At 60.1% G+C, this 13,733-nt stretch carries 13 protein-coding genes and 1 riboswitch; of the genes, 5 read left to right on the top strand and 8 right to left on the bottom strand.

Going from position 1 to position 13,733, the window contains the following annotated elements:
• Positions 1 to 23: 23 nt before the first annotated feature.
• The 4 genes from EAH74_RS06630 to EAH74_RS06615 all read right to left on the bottom strand — a co-directional run bounded on the left by EAH74_RS06630 (position 24) and on the right by EAH74_RS06615 (position 2,789).
• Positions 24 to 632, bottom strand: a complete 609-nt coding sequence (locus EAH74_RS06630; protein ID WP_140677169.1) for a YqiA/YcfP family alpha/beta fold hydrolase — start codon at positions 630 to 632, stop codon at positions 24 to 26.
• Between the two features lie 182 nt (positions 633 to 814).
• Entirely contained in the window at positions 815 to 1,630 is an 816-nt protein-coding gene (gene cpdA / locus EAH74_RS06625) for a 3',5'-cyclic-AMP phosphodiesterase (RefSeq protein ID WP_140677167.1), read from the bottom strand.
• A 98-nt stretch (positions 1,631 to 1,728) separates the two neighbouring features.
• Positions 1,729 to 2,181 (bottom strand): DUF1249 domain-containing protein, encoded by a 453-nt coding sequence (locus EAH74_RS06620; protein WP_008153350.1) that lies wholly within the window; start codon positions 2,179 to 2,181, stop codon positions 1,729 to 1,731.
• Complete coding sequence (locus EAH74_RS06615; RefSeq protein ID WP_140677165.1) at positions 2,172 to 2,789, bottom strand: NUDIX domain-containing protein; 618 nt, start codon at positions 2,787 to 2,789, stop codon at positions 2,172 to 2,174. The genes EAH74_RS06620 and EAH74_RS06615 overlap by 10 nt, the downstream gene beginning before the upstream one ends.
• A gap of 228 nt (positions 2,790 to 3,017) precedes the next feature.
• Between EAH74_RS06615 and EAH74_RS06610 the strand changes: the two genes are divergently transcribed.
• Positions 3,018 to 3,764 carry an RsiV family protein gene (locus EAH74_RS06610; protein WP_140677163.1) on the top strand — a complete coding sequence of 249 codons (747 nt, stop codon included), beginning with the start codon at positions 3,018 to 3,020 and terminating at the stop codon, positions 3,762 to 3,764.
• Here EAH74_RS06610 and cytX read toward each other — a convergent pair.
• Both cytX and thiC read right to left on the bottom strand, forming a co-directional pair.
• On the bottom strand, positions 3,733 to 5,025 hold the full coding sequence (gene cytX / locus EAH74_RS06605) for a putative hydroxymethylpyrimidine transporter CytX (protein WP_140677161.1): 1,293 nt from the start codon (positions 5,023 to 5,025) through the stop codon (positions 3,733 to 3,735). The two genes, EAH74_RS06610 and cytX, sit on opposite strands and share 32 nt — an antisense overlap.
• Positions 5,026 to 5,177: 152 nt before the next feature.
• Positions 5,178 to 7,067, bottom strand: a complete 1,890-nt coding sequence (thiC, locus tag EAH74_RS06595; RefSeq protein WP_140677157.1) for a phosphomethylpyrimidine synthase ThiC — start codon at positions 7,065 to 7,067, stop codon at positions 5,178 to 5,180.
• A gap of 165 nt (positions 7,068 to 7,232) precedes the next feature.
• A riboswitch (TPP riboswitch) is annotated at positions 7,233 to 7,338 on the bottom strand.
• Positions 7,339 to 7,529: 191 nt separating this feature from the next.
• Here thiC and EAH74_RS06590 point away from each other — a divergent pair.
• The gene (locus EAH74_RS06590; RefSeq protein WP_240050482.1) at positions 7,530 to 9,029 is read left to right on the top strand and encodes a TolC family outer membrane protein; all 1,500 of its coding nucleotides are present in this window, start codon (positions 7,530 to 7,532) and stop codon (positions 9,027 to 9,029) included.
• On the opposite strand, the gene waaA is transcribed toward EAH74_RS06590, so the two are convergent.
• The gene (waaA, locus tag EAH74_RS06585; RefSeq protein ID WP_140677155.1) at positions 8,962 to 10,239 is read right to left on the bottom strand and encodes a lipid IV(A) 3-deoxy-D-manno-octulosonic acid transferase; all 1,278 of its coding nucleotides are present in this window, start codon (positions 10,237 to 10,239) and stop codon (positions 8,962 to 8,964) included. The genes EAH74_RS06590 and waaA overlap by 68 nt on opposite strands.
• An 11-nt stretch (positions 10,240 to 10,250) precedes the next feature.
• Positions 10,251 to 11,153: a LysR family transcriptional regulator gene (locus tag EAH74_RS06580; protein WP_140677153.1), complete on the bottom strand. Its 903-nt coding sequence runs from the start codon at positions 11,151 to 11,153 to the stop codon at positions 10,251 to 10,253.
• 103 nt (positions 11,154 to 11,256) lie between these two features.
• Between EAH74_RS06580 and EAH74_RS06575 the strand changes: the two genes are divergently transcribed.
• The 3 genes from EAH74_RS06575 to EAH74_RS06565 all read left to right on the top strand — a co-directional run bounded on the left by EAH74_RS06575 (position 11,257) and on the right by EAH74_RS06565 (position 13,722).
• Positions 11,257 to 11,589: a DMT family transporter gene (locus EAH74_RS06575; RefSeq protein WP_008027887.1), complete on the top strand. Its 333-nt coding sequence runs from the start codon at positions 11,257 to 11,259 to the stop codon at positions 11,587 to 11,589.
• A gap of 148 nt (positions 11,590 to 11,737) precedes the next feature.
• On the top strand, positions 11,738 to 12,913 hold the full coding sequence (locus EAH74_RS06570) for an NAD(P)/FAD-dependent oxidoreductase (RefSeq protein WP_140677151.1): 1,176 nt from the start codon (positions 11,738 to 11,740) through the stop codon (positions 12,911 to 12,913).
• On the top strand, positions 12,910 to 13,722 hold the full coding sequence (locus EAH74_RS06565; protein ID WP_140677149.1) for an aldo/keto reductase: 813 nt from the start codon (positions 12,910 to 12,912) through the stop codon (positions 13,720 to 13,722). The genes EAH74_RS06570 and EAH74_RS06565 overlap by 4 nt, the downstream gene beginning before the upstream one ends.
• Positions 13,723 to 13,733 lie beyond the last annotated feature (11 nt).

Raw genomic sequence — 13,733 nt, 5'->3', positions numbered from 1 at the left:
TCATTGAAAATAGGGGCGAGGGTTCACAGTGCTGTGAAATCGATCGCCTGATACAAATCTGCGCCAATACCGGCAAAACTCAGCATTGCCGGAAGTTGCGTGGCAAAACCCTGGAAACTATGGTCGCCGCCGGCCTGAATGCGCAAGGCACAGGCCCGGTAGTACTGCTGGGCGAGGCGATAGTCCAGCGTTTCATCGCCGGTCTGCAACCACACCTGATACCGCTGCGGGTCCTGGGGTGCCGGCACTTCCAGCTCGGCCAAGGCCGTCACGTGGTCGCGGGTCAACTCCCAGGCCTCATCGGTATACAGGTTTTTCTGCGTTCCCAGATACCCGTCGAACATCCGGTGCGGACTGACGGCAGGGTTGATCAACAGGGCCTTGAGGCCATGGTGCTCGGCCAAGTGAGTCGCATAGTAGCCGCCGAGTGAGCTGCCGACCAGCAGTGGCCGCCCAAGCTCCTCAATCGCCTTGCTTAGCTGACCGATGGCCTCACGCGGATGGTGATGCAAGGCCGGGACGCGCAACTGATCGCTCAAACCCAGACGTTCCATTACTTGTACCAACTGCGTGGCCTTTTTAGACGAAGGTGCGCTGTTGAAACCGTGGATATAAAGGATCGAACCGGACATTTGAGCTCCCTGTGCGTCGGGTAAAGAGGCGCAGTTTACAGGGAGATGGGGAGATCGGGGATATCCGTGGGAATCAGGTCTTGGCGGACGCCATCGCGAGCAGGCTCGCTCCCACAGGGGTATGCATTCCAATGTGGGAGCGAGCCTGTTCGCGATGGCCGCGCCGCGGTCTTTCTGAGAGTTCAGTAACCGTTGGAGCCGTAATCGATCTGGAAGTCGAACCCGGTGACACGTTCCACGCCGGTTTCCAGCTGGCCATCCGGCAAAAGTCGCAACCAGCGATACCCCGGCGCCTGGTCACTGACCTTGAAATCATCACTGCCCGGTTCGAACTGAATACACGTGGAAGGCGAGGCAATCAGCCGCACACCCTTGCGATCCTGGTCGATCTCTTGATGCACATGCCCCCACAAAACAGCGCGCACCTGCGGAAACCGATCCAGCACGGCAAACAACGCGTCTGGATTGCGCAATCCAATGGGCTCCATCCACGCACACCCGATCGACACCGGATGATGGTGAAAGCACACCAGATGATGGCGCTCCGGCGCCTCACTCAACGAACGGGCCAGCAACTGTAGCTGCTCATCTTGCAAATACCCTGGCACCGAACCCGGCACAGCTGAATCAAGCAACGTGACACGCCAGTTACCGACATCCACCACCGGCTCCAGCAACGCACTCTGCACGGCGGCCTCCGCCATGATCTGCGGCTCATCATGATTACCGGGAATCCAGCGCGCCGGCGCATCGAGCTGTCGCGTCAGGTCGCGAAACTGCTGATAGGACTCCAGCGTCCCGTCCTGAGAAAGATCGCCACTGGCAATAATCAGGTCGATCTGCGGCTGCTGAAGCCGCACCAGTTCGATGACTTTTTGCAGGCTGTCACGGGTATTCATGCCCAACAACGTTCCGTCCGTCTCGGCAAACAGATGACTGTCGGAAAGTTGCACCAGCAACGCCGAATCGGCGGTGGTCAAAATGGATACGCTCGGCAAGGCGTTCTCCCAGGGCTGAATCACGGGATGGATGAGTGCCGCAATTATGCTGGGGGACGATCAAAAGGGGAAACCTGCGAAGCTGACGCAGTTCACATCTATCGAACGACGGCGTACTCGTGTCCGCAGGCCAGGCAATGGCTCAGCCATTCGCCCAGAAACATGTTCAGCTGGGCCTTTTCGTCCGGCTGATGCATTGAGGCATTCGGGTAAGGATAGATGCCGCGAAAGCGTCGCGCATGTTCGGCGCTGACGACTTCGGCCATGCACGCGTCGTGATAGACCTGAACTTCCAGTTGCGGCACCGGCAGCCACGGCAGGCTGTGTTCCTGGCGCACTTGCAAGGTTGTGGTGTACGGACAGACCTGCAGCACTTCGAGGGCCAGTACGCCGAGCATCTGGTCGCCGTGGGTCACGGCAATGCGCCGCGCCTCCGGCTCGTTGCGCATGTCCGGTAGCAGTCGCATCAGGCGCGCGTAGTTGGCCTCGCAGGAGGCTTGCAGCCCCACAAGGTCGACCCGATAGCGATCGCGCAGTTTGTTTACGACCATAACCCCCTCACTTCAGCGCGGTTCAAAGCTAGCCATTGCAAGGCAATGATGCTGGCCGCGTTGGCAATTCGTCCGTCGCGTACGGCCTGCAGGGCATCTTCGAACGCCCAGACCGTGACGCGGATATCTTCTGCTTCTTCCTCCAGCCCATGCAGGCCGCCGACGCCGGTGCTGTCGCAACGCCCCAGGTACAAATGCACGAATTCATTGCTGCCGCCCGGCGATGGAAAATATTTGGTCATCGGCCAGAGCGCCCCGAACACAAGCCCAGCTTCCTCCTGCGCTTCGCGGTGAGCAACTTCTTCCGGCACTTCATCCTTGTCGATCAGACCGGCGACCAGCTCGATCAGCCATGGATTGTCGATCTTGCCCATGGCGCCGACGCGAAACTGCTCGATCAACACCACTTCATCGCGTTGCGGATCGTAAGGCAGCACGCACACTGCATCGTGGCGAACAAACACTTCACGATTGATCTCGCGACTCATGCCACCGGCGAACAATTCGTGACGCAAGTGCACACGATCGAGCTTATAGAAGCCCACGTAGCACTTTTCGCGCCGGACGATATCAACGGCGGTCGGAATGGCGTTGGCAAAATCAGTCATGACAATCCTCTTTACTGCAAATCCGTTACGAGGCTCCTTTTTGTTACTTGCAACCTCGACTTCGCGCCATCCTAACGCGCCCGCGACCTTTGATGCAGCCCCTTTACAGTCAGCGGGATAGACGGTGAGGGCGAAACCAACTCTAATTAGCTTAGTGGCGAACTGACTGCTTCGTTGAGAGTCGAAGCGGATAACTTTTTGCCTTTCCCTGTTTTATGAAGGACGCCCATGTCGCTTTTTAAAATCGCCTCCGTGGCCGCAATCGCCCTGACCCTGGGCGCCTGCCAGAGTTTGTTCCAACCCAACTACCGGACGCCGCTGGAAACTACCCGCGATGCCTCCGAGCAGCTGAAACCGGGTTGCACAACACCTGACTGCCCGCTGGTGAACATCGATACGCTGCGCTTCCCTGCCGAACCGCAGTTGGACGGCATTATCGAAAAACGCCTGCTGCAAATGACCCGCACCTCGCCCGACGCCCAGGTAGCGCCGACGCTGGCAGCGTATCGCGAGCAATTTTTGAGCAGTGCCGGCCCGCGTAACAGCAGCTACCTGCAAGCCAAGGTACGTGAACAGCATGACGGCTTGGTGATCGTCGAATTTTCCAGCTACCTGGACACCGGGGGCGCCCATGGCACGCCGGGCCGCAGCTTCATCAACTATTCGCGCCAGCAACACAAAGTGCTGACACTGTCGGACATGTTGGTGCCGGGGCAGGAAGAGGCGTTCTGGAAAGCCGCGCAGGTGGCACACAACAGTTGGTTGATCAGCACCAAGCTCGATCAGGAGCCAGAATTCGTGAAGAGCTGGCCCTTCGTCAAAACCCAAAACGTTGCGCTGACGTACGGCGGGGTGATCCTCAAGTACGAGGTGAGCACCATCGCGCCTTACGCGCTAGGTCACGTCGAACTGAAGATCCCTTACCCACGCCTGAACGGCATTCTCAAGCCCGAGCTGTTTCCTGGCCGTAACTGAAGGCCCGACCCAGCACGAGTTGCAGCAGCCCTGCCAGAATCAGTGACGGCAGGGTTGCGCCGATGTCCGGATACAGATTAGCCAGCAAATGATAGGTGCTTACCCCGCCCAACCAGGCGAGCAACGCCGGCCAGCGCAATGCGGCTGACGCCACGCGAGCACCGCGTTTGCGCAGGATGAAGTGATCCACCAGCACCACGCCGAACAGCGGCGCAAACACCGAACCGATCAACAGCAGGAAGTTCTGGTACTGGGCCAATGGCGCCAGGCACGCGATCAGTGTGCAGATCACGCCAATCGCCAGCGCAAGATGCTCAACTTTCAAGCGCAGTAAAATCCCGCTGGAAACGGCTGCCGAGTGAATGTCGGCGAAGGCATTTTCCGACTCGTCCAACAGGATCAGCAGCAGCGGAATCCCGAGGCCAGCACCCGCCAATGCCAACAGCAAGGCATTCACTTCACCGCTCGGCGCAAACGCCAGGGTGTAGGCCACGCCCAGGCTCATCAGCCAGAAGTTACCGATAAAGAAGCCCAGTGCCGTGCCGCTGAACACGTTTTTGGCACGCTTGCCGAAACGCGAGTAGTCGGCAATCAGTGGCAGCCAGGACAGCGGCATGGCGATGGCAATGTCGAAGCCCACGGCGAACGGCATCGAACCATCACCGGCCTGCGCCCACAACGCCGCCAGATCGGCTTTGGCGAACAGGTTCCAGGTCAGCCAGATGCACGCGGCCAACAGCAACCAGATGCCCCACTTGCGCAAGATCTGTCGCACGAATGTCAGCGGACCACTGACGGCCAGCAAGGTCGCCAAACCACCAAAGAACACAGTCCAGAGCAATGGATTGGACAACAGACTGCCTTCGCTGAACGCACGCACGCCGAGCAGGCTGGCGGCATCGCGCATGACGATGATTTCGAACGAGCCCCAACCGATCAGTTGCAGCAGGTTCAATACGGCAGGCAGGCTCGCGCCTTTTGCACCGAGGCTGAGTTTGAGCGCGGCCATCGATGACAGGCCGGTGTCGCTGCCGATCACGCCGACGGCGGCCAGCAGCAGAACACCGACCAGCGTACCGAGGAAGATGGCCAGCAACGAGCCGGACAGACCCAGACCTGGCGCGAGCAATGCGCCGGTCTGCAGGACCATCAGGCCGATGCCGAGGGAGAACCACAGGGAAAACAGATCGCGGCCGCCGAAGACACGTTTGTCTTTGGGCACCGCGATATCAGGGGAATAAGTGCTGGGTTGAATGCTCAAGGGTGTTATCTCAGAGGGACATTTGTTGTTCTTTTGATCGCCATCGCGAGCAAGCTCGCTCCCACAGGGGACTTGCAGCGCTCACAAATCCCTTGTGGGAGCGAGCTTGCTCGCGAAAGCGGCGGTGCAAGCACCGCCGACCTCAGGTCAGATCAAACCTTCTTGTACAGCTGACTGCCTTCCTGTTTGAACCGCTCCGCCTGTTCCGCCAGTCCCTTGGCGACTTCGGCGTCGACGGTTTCGATGCGCTGGTTGGCCGCGTATTCACGGACTTCCTGGGTGATCTTCATCGAACAGAATTTCGGCCCGCACATGGAGCAGAAGTGCGCGACCTTGGCCGAATCCTTCGGCAGGGTCTCATCGTGATACGAACGAGCAGTGTCCGGATCAAGGCCCAGGTTGAACTGGTCTTCCCAACGGAATTCGAAACGCGCCTTGCTCAACGCATTGTCGCGGATCTGCGCCCCCGGATGCCCTTTTGCCAGATCGGCGGCATGCGCGGCGATCTTGTAGGTGATGATCCCGGTCTTCACGTCATCCTTGTTCGGCAGACCCAAGTGTTCCTTCGGCGTCACGTAGCAGAGCATGGCGCAACCGAACCAGCCGATCATCGCCGCACCGATCCCCGAGGTGATGTGGTCGTAGCCTGGCGCGATGTCCGTGGTCAGCGGGCCGAGGGTGTAGAACGGCGCCTCGTCGCAGCACTCAAGCTGCTTGTCCATGTTCTCTTTGATCAACTGCATCGGCACGTGGCCCGGGCCTTCGATCATGCATTGCACGTCGTGTTTCCAGGCGATTTTGGTCAGCTCGCCCAGCGTTTCCAGCTCACCGAATTGTGCGGCGTCGTTGGCGTCGGCAATCGAGCCCGGACGCAGGCCATCGCCCAGCGAGAAGCTGACGTCGTAGGCCTTCATGATTTCGCAGATGTCTTCGAAATGGGTGTAGAGGAAGTTCTCTTTGTGGTGCGCCAGGCACCACTTGGCCATGATCGAACCACCACGGGAAACGATGCCGGTGACGCGCTTGGCGGTCAGTGGCACGTAGCGCAGCAATACGCCGGCGTGGATGGTGAAGTAGTCGACGCCCTGCTCGGCCTGTTCGATCAGCGTGTCGCGGAACAGCTCCCAGGTCAGGTCTTCGGCAGCGCCGCCGACTTTTTCCAGGGCCTGATAAATCGGCACCGTACCGATCGGCACCGGCGAGTTACGGATGATCCACTCGCGGGTTTCGTGAATGTGTTTGCCGGTGGACAAGTCCATGACCGTGTCCGAACCCCAGCGAATGCCCCAGGTCAGTTTCGCCACTTCTTCTTCGATGGACGAACCCAGTGCGCTGTTGCCGATGTTGCCGTTGATCTTCACCAGGAAGTTACGGCCGATGATCATCGGTTCCAGTTCGGTGTGGTTGATGTTGGCCGGAATGATCGCGCGACCGCGGGCGATCTCTTCACGGACGAATTCGGGGGTGATGATTTTCGGCACGCTGGCACCGAAGCTGTGACCGGCGTGTTGCTGGTCCAGCAGGCCAGCGGCGCGAGCCACTTCAAGCTTCATGTTTTCGCGGATGGCGACGTATTCCATCTCCGCGGTAATGATGCCTTGGCGGGCGTAGTGCATCTGGCTGACGTTGGCCCCGGCCTTGGCCCGGCGCGGATTGTTCACGTGAGCGAAACGCAGCTTGGTCAGCTCGGCATCGGCGAGGCGTTCCTGGCCGAAGTTGGAACTCAGACCTGGCAGGCGCTCGGTGTCGCCACGGGACTCGATCCACGGCGAACGCACATCGGCCAGGCCTTTGCGCACATCGATGATGACGTTGGGGTCGGTGTAAGGGCCCGAGGTGTCGTACACAACGACAGGCGCGTTGATCTCACCGCCGAAGTCGGTCGGGGTCACATCAAGGCTGATTTCGCGCATCGGCACGAGGATGTCCGGGCGAGAGCCCTGAACATAGATTTTTTGCGAGCGGGTAAACGGCTGAACCGATTGTTGATCGACCTTGGCCGAGTCACTCAGGTTGGTTGCGATTTTTGATTTTGTAGTCATCACGGGCTCTCCAGACACACATCCAGGCAGTGGATTTTTGTCGGAGCGAACCTGTAAACGAATGGACGCACATGCGCTGGGGAAACCAGCTGTGCTGTGCTCAGTGCTCGAGGGGTGTTCGATTGTCGAACAACATCCCGGACGAAGCACAAGAGGACTCGCCGGGTGACGAGAAATCTTGTTCCCTACGCAGGCGCTAACCTGATCAGGTTCAACGGGATCCGAAATTATTCGATCTCAGCCTCATAGCAAGGCACCCCGACAAGAACCCGGCCAGTCTAGACACAACTGCCAAAGAACGCCAACACCGCAGTAAACACCATGATGAATGGCGCAATTGCAGGATTGTTGCGGTCGTTGCGCACAACTACACTCGCTACGCCATACCGCGCCTTGACGCTGTATGAGCCGCGCCGTAGCCTTGGCGCTCAAATTATCAGCGTAATTTTTAGGGATGGCCTCATGCTGCGCAAACTCTCACTGGCCCTTGCCGTGTCTTGTGCGTCCAATGGAATGGCCTGGGCAGCAGAAGCGCCCTTATCGACCAAAAACGATCTGGTCAGCGTGTACCAGGAAGCGAAGGACAACAACGCCGACCTCGCCGCCGCCGTTGCCCAATATGGTGCGCAGAAAGAAGTCGTGCCTCAGGCCCGCGCTGGGCTGCTACCCAATCTCTCGGGCGGCGCCGAAATGGCCAGCGTGCGCACTGCGCTCGATCAGCCTTCGGCCACCGCTAACCGTAACGCGCATTCCTATCAGGCGACCCTGGCTCAACCACTGTTCCGTGCCGATCGCTGGTTTCAGTTCCAGGCCGCCAAGGACGTCAACGAACAAGCCGCGCTGCAACTCTCGGCGACCGAGCAAAACCTGATTCTGCAAACAGCCGTCAGCTACTTCAATGTCTTGCGAACCCAGGACAACCTGGCGTCAACCAAGGCCGAAGAAGCCGCGTTCAAACGCCAGCTCGATCAGTCCAACGAGCGCTTTGATGTCGGCCTGTCGGACAAGACCGACGTGCTGCAATCCCAGGCCAGTTACGACACCGCGCGGGCCAACCGGATCGTCGCGCAGCGCCAGGTAGATGATGCGTTCGAAGCCCTGATCACCCTGACCAACCGTCAGTACAACTCGATCTGGGGCATTTCCCATACCTTGCCGATCCTGCCGCCAGCACCGAACGACGCCAGGGCCTGGGTCGATACGGCAGCCAAACAGAACCTCAATCTGCTCGCGAGCAACTACGCCGTCAGCGCCGCCGAAGAAACCCTCAAGCAGCGCAAGGCCGGCCATGCGCCGACCCTCGACGCCGTGGCGAAGTACGAGAAAGGTGACAACGACGCTTTGGGCTTCAGCAACCCGAATGGCTTCCCCCAACCGTACGGTGGCAACGTCGAGCAAACGACGGTTGGCCTGCAACTGAACATCCCGATCTATAGCGGCGGCCTGATCAATTCCCAGGTGCGTCAATCGTATGCACAGCTGGATCAGTCCGAGCAGCAACGTGAATCCCTGCGCCGGCAAGTGGTGGAAAGCACCCGCAATCTGCACCGCGCGGTGAACACCGACGTCGAGCAGGTGCAGGCGCGCAAGCAGTCGATCATCTCCAACCAAAGCGCCGTGGAAGCGACCGAAATCGGTTATCAGGTGGGCACACGAAACATCGTCGACGTACTGGATGCCCAGCGTCAGCTGTACACCTCGGTGCGCGACTACAACAATACTCGCTACGACTACATCCTCGACAACCTGCGTTTGAAACAGGCCGCGGGCACTTTGAACCCGGGGGACTTGCAGGATCTGGCGCGTTATCTGAAGGCCGATTACAACCCGGACAAGGACTTCCTGCCGCCGGATCTGGCGAAGGCTGCGATCTTTTTATGTCAAGCGACTCGGTCTAACGCTCGATCAACCGCCCCAACCCATCCAGCAACCGCTGCAACGCGCCCTGATTGGTGCGCATGACTTTCAACCCCGCCTCCGCCATCCGCTGCGCATCGCTCGGCAACTCGAACAGCCGCTGCACCGCCAGCGCCAGACCTTCGGCATCCTCCACTTCCTGCAACGCCCCGGCGCTGCGCAACTGCGCGGCAATTTCGAGGAAGTTGAACAGGTGCGGCCCGCTCAACACCGGTTTGGCCAGAGCCGCCGGCTCCAGCAGGTTGTGCCCGCCGTTCGGCACCAGACTGCCGCCAACAAAAGCGCTGTCAGCCAAGGCATACAGAAACAGCAACTCGCCCATGGTATCGCCCAGCAGCACCGAAGTTTGCGCGGTGACCGGGTCGCCAGTGGACCGACGCACGGTGGCGAAACCCTGCTGCCGACACAACTCGAACACCGAATTAAAACGCTCCGGATGACGCGGCACCAGAATCAGCAAGGCATCGGGATGATTGGCGAGCAACTGACGATGAGCCGCCAGCACCACTTCGTCTTCACCTTCGTGAGTACTCGCGGCGATCCACACCGGACGCTCCTGCGCCTGCCATTGCGCACGCAACTGGGCGGCACGCTGAAGCAGTGCCGGGTCGATAGTCAGATCAAACTTGATAGAGCCGGTCACTTCCACGGTTTGCGAACGCGCACCCAAATCGCGGAAGCGCTGGGCCTCGGCCTCGGTTTGCACCGCGAACAGGCTCATCTCGGCGAGCATCGGCTGGGTCAGTTTGCCGAAGCGGCCATAGCCCTTGGCCGAACGCTCGGAGAGTCGCGCATTGGCGAGCGCCACTGGAATCCCACGTTTGGCGCATTGGTGAATGTGGTTCGGCCAGAGCTCGGTTTCCATGATAACCGCCAGTTTCGGCTGGACCCGATCAAGGAATCGCTCCGCTGCGCAAGGCAAGTCATAAGGCAAATAACAGTGCTGGATGCGCGGTTCATTGGCGAACAGCGCCTGGATGCGCTCCGAACCGGTCGGGGTCATACAGGTCACGGTAATGGGCAACTGTGGATAACGTTGCAGCAAGGCGCGAATCATCGGCGCCGCGGCAATGCTTTCGCCCACCGACACCGCATGCACCCAGATGCCGCCCGTTTTCATCATCGGCAGCCCGAGGGAGAAACGTTCGCCAATGCGCTTGGCGTACGCCGGCGCCTTGCGCGCCCGCAGCCAAAGCCGAATCGCTACCAATGGCAGCCCCAGGTAAAACAGCGCGGTGTAGAGAGTTCTATTCATGGCGGCGGAGTTTATCGGCTTTTGTCACCGATCGCCTGCAAGTGCACGGCAAAACGTTCCGCCAGCCAACGAGCCGCCGGCCCCAGAGGTTCATCGCGGCGCCAGACCAGCTCCACCACCAGCGCTGGCGGAGTCCATTCGCTGACCAGTTCGACCATCAGATCCTGATACGCCGGGTACTGCACCACGTGGCGCGGCAGCCAGGCCCAACCGAGGCCGCGCACCAGCCATTCAGCCATCACGTAAAAACTGTCGGCCCGCCAGACTTGCGGGCTGGCGGGTTCGCTGCCGGGATAGACGCTGGACTGTGTGGACATCAGCAACTGACGATGCTGCGCCAGTTGCTGACAATCGACCTGAGCCTGCTTCGCCAATGGATGCCCGACGCCGCACACCGTGACCATTTCGACACTGCCCAACACCCGCCGCTCGAGCGCTTCAGGAATCTGGTCGTGATAAAACAGCAACCCCAGATCGGCCCGACGCTCCACCAGTTTGCGCGCGACATCGCCTTGGGCGGCGCTGGTCAGCTGCACTTCAAGGCTGGGAAATTGTTGAGCCAGGGCTTCGAAGCTTTCGATGATCGGCTGATAGGGCATCGCCTCATCCTGGGCCACACGCAAACGCGCCTCCTGGCCGCGCATCATTGCTAGCGCCCGTCCATTAAGGCGTTCGCATTGGCGCAGCACTTCCCGCGCCTCGTCCAGCAATGCGTTACCGGCCTCGGTGAGTTTCGGCTGGCGGCCGCTGCTGCGGTCGAACAGGCTGACGCCCAGGTCCTCTTCCAGCAACGCAATCGAACTGCTGACCGCCGACTGCGCCTTGCGCTGATCCCGCGCCACCGCAGAAAACGAACGCTGCTCCGCTACGCTGACAAACAGCCGCAGCTGCTCCAGATTCCATTGCGTGTTCATGGCTCAACCCATCTTCATAACAGATAGGTAATGACTTTACCGCATCTGGAGAATCTCTAAAATGCCGACCTCAGACAGCAACACTTCACACGAGGATGCACCTATGACCGCTTACTACTACCTGGCCATTGCCATCTGCGCCGAAGTGATCGCCACCGTTTCGATGAAAGCGGTCAAAGGCTTCAGCACGCCACTGCCTCTGATTCTGGTGATTGTCGGCTATGGCATCGCCTTCTGGATGCTCACGCTGGTGGTGCGTAGCGTTCCGGTGGGAGTGGCTTACGCGGTGTGGGCCGGCATGGGGATCGTGATGGTTAGCGTTGCGGCGCTGTTTATCTACGGGCAGAAGCTGGATGTGCCGGCAATGCTGGGGATGGCGCTCATCGTACTGGGCGTCGTTGTCATCCAGCTCTTCTCCAAAACCGCGGGGCATTGACGAAAAAGATCGCAGCCTTCGGCAGCTCCTACACGGGTGTACACATAACCCTGTAGGAGCTGCCGAAGGCTGCGATCTTTTTTCACGCCTTAGCTCCGATCCATGAGTCTGTATACTGCGCCCTCGTCTTGAACACTGAGGTCGCTGCATGCCATCCGTTATTTCCACCGACGTTCTGATTGTCGGCGCTGGTGTCGCCGGCCTCTGGCTGAATGCGCGCCTGCGCCGCCAGGGTTTTTCGACCGTGCTGGTGGAAAGCGCCAGCCTCGGTGGCGGGCAAAGCGTGAAGTCCCAAGGCATCATCCATGGCGGCGCCAAGTACGCATTGCATGGCGCCTTGACCGGTGCCTCGGAAGCCATCTCTGACATGCCTCGGCGCTGGCGCGAAGCCCTGGCCGGTGACGGCGAACTGGACCTGACCGGCGTGCGCCTGCTGTCCGAAGCTCATTACCTCTGGTCCCCCGGCACGATCGCCGGCAATCTCACCAGTTTCTTCGCCAGCAAAGCGGTGCGCGGCCGTGTCGACCAGGTCAAGGGTGATCAACTGCCGCCTGCCCTGCAAGACAAGCGCTTCAAGGGCAAGGTCTATCGCCTGGCGGAACTGGTGATCGACGTGCCGAGCCTGATCCAGCGCCTGGCCGATCTGGCGGGTGATGGCCTGCTCGCCGGTCAGAACATCGAACCGTTGCTGGAGGGTGGAAAACTGGTCGGCCTGAAGGTCGACGAGCGCGAGATTCGCGCCCAGCGCATCGTCTTGAGCGCCGGTGCCGGTACGGCAGCGTTGCTCGATGCCCTGGGATTGAGTCAGCCCGCCATGCAACGCCGGCCGTTGCACATGATCATCGCCAAAGGTCCGGGTCTCAAACCACTGTATGCCCACTGCCTGGGCGGCGGCACCAAGCCGCGCATTACCGTGACCACCCATCCGGCCGCCGATGGTCAATGGGTCTGGTATCTGGGCGGCGATATCGCTGAAGCCGAAGGTGTCGCCCGCGAACCCGCCGAGCAAATTGCCACCGCGCAGAAAGAACTCGGCCAGTTGCTGCCATGGATCGACTTGAGCACAGCGCAATGGGCCACCCTCCGAGTGGATCGCGCCGAGCCGTTGCAATCGGGACTGACCCGTCCTGACAATGCATTCCTTGCCGAAGAAGGCCGGCTACTGGTCGGCTGGCCAACCAAACTGGCGCTGGCTCCGGACTTTGCTGATCGCGTCATCGCGTCCTTGCAGCGCGACGGCATCCAGCCAAGCCATCCGACGCCGCTGCCCGACCTGCCAAAACCGCCGATGGGCGTCCCTGCCTGGGAGCAACTGCTGCCATGAGCCAACCAACCTTGCACGATCTGCATCGCCCGTTGGGCAGCACCGGCCTGCTGGTTTCGCCACTGGGCTTGGGCACGGTAAAACTCGGCCGTGACCAAGGCGTGAAGTACCCCAACGGTTTTCAGATTCCCGATGATGACGAAGCGCGCATGCTGCTCAAACTCGCGCGCGACCTGGGCATCAACCTGATCGACACCGCCCCGGCCTATGGCCGCAGCGAAGAACGCCTCGGGCCATTGCTGCGTGGGCAGCGCCAGGATTGGGTGATCGTCAGCAAGGTCGGCGAAGAGTTTGCCGACGGCCAGTCGAGCCACGATTTCAGCGCCGCCCACACCCGGCTGTCGGTGGAACGTAGTCTGCAACGGCTGGAAACGGACTTCATCGATCTGGTGCTGGTGCACTCCGACGGCAACGACCTGACCATCCTCAACGACAGTGAAGTCTATGCAACCCTCGCCGAGCTGAAGAGCGAAGGCAAGATTCGCGGCTTCGGTTTTTCCGGCAAAACCGTCGAAGGCGGTTTGAAGGCTCTGGAACAAGGTGATTGCGCGATGGTCACCTACAATCTGAACGAGCAGAACGAGAAGCCGGTCATTGACTATGCTGCTGCTCACGGCAAAGCCATTCTGGTCAAAAAAGCCCTCGCCAGCGGTCATGTTTGCCTGAGCCCGGGCGTGGACCCCGTTCGCGCCAGCTTCGAGTTGTTGTTTGAACATCCGGGCGTTGCCAGTGCTATTGTCGGGACCATTAATCCGCTGCACCTCGCCCATAACGTCGCGACCGTTGCCCAGGTCCTACGTAGAAACTGATGCCGCCCACG

This window comes from Pseudomonas mandelii, assembly GCF_006438925.1.
GTDB classification, from domain to species: Bacteria; Pseudomonadota; Gammaproteobacteria; order Pseudomonadales; family Pseudomonadaceae; genus Aquipseudomonas; species Aquipseudomonas mandelii_C.
Note: the sequence above shows the minus strand (reverse complement) of the source record. Positions and strands in the feature narration are given on the sequence as shown.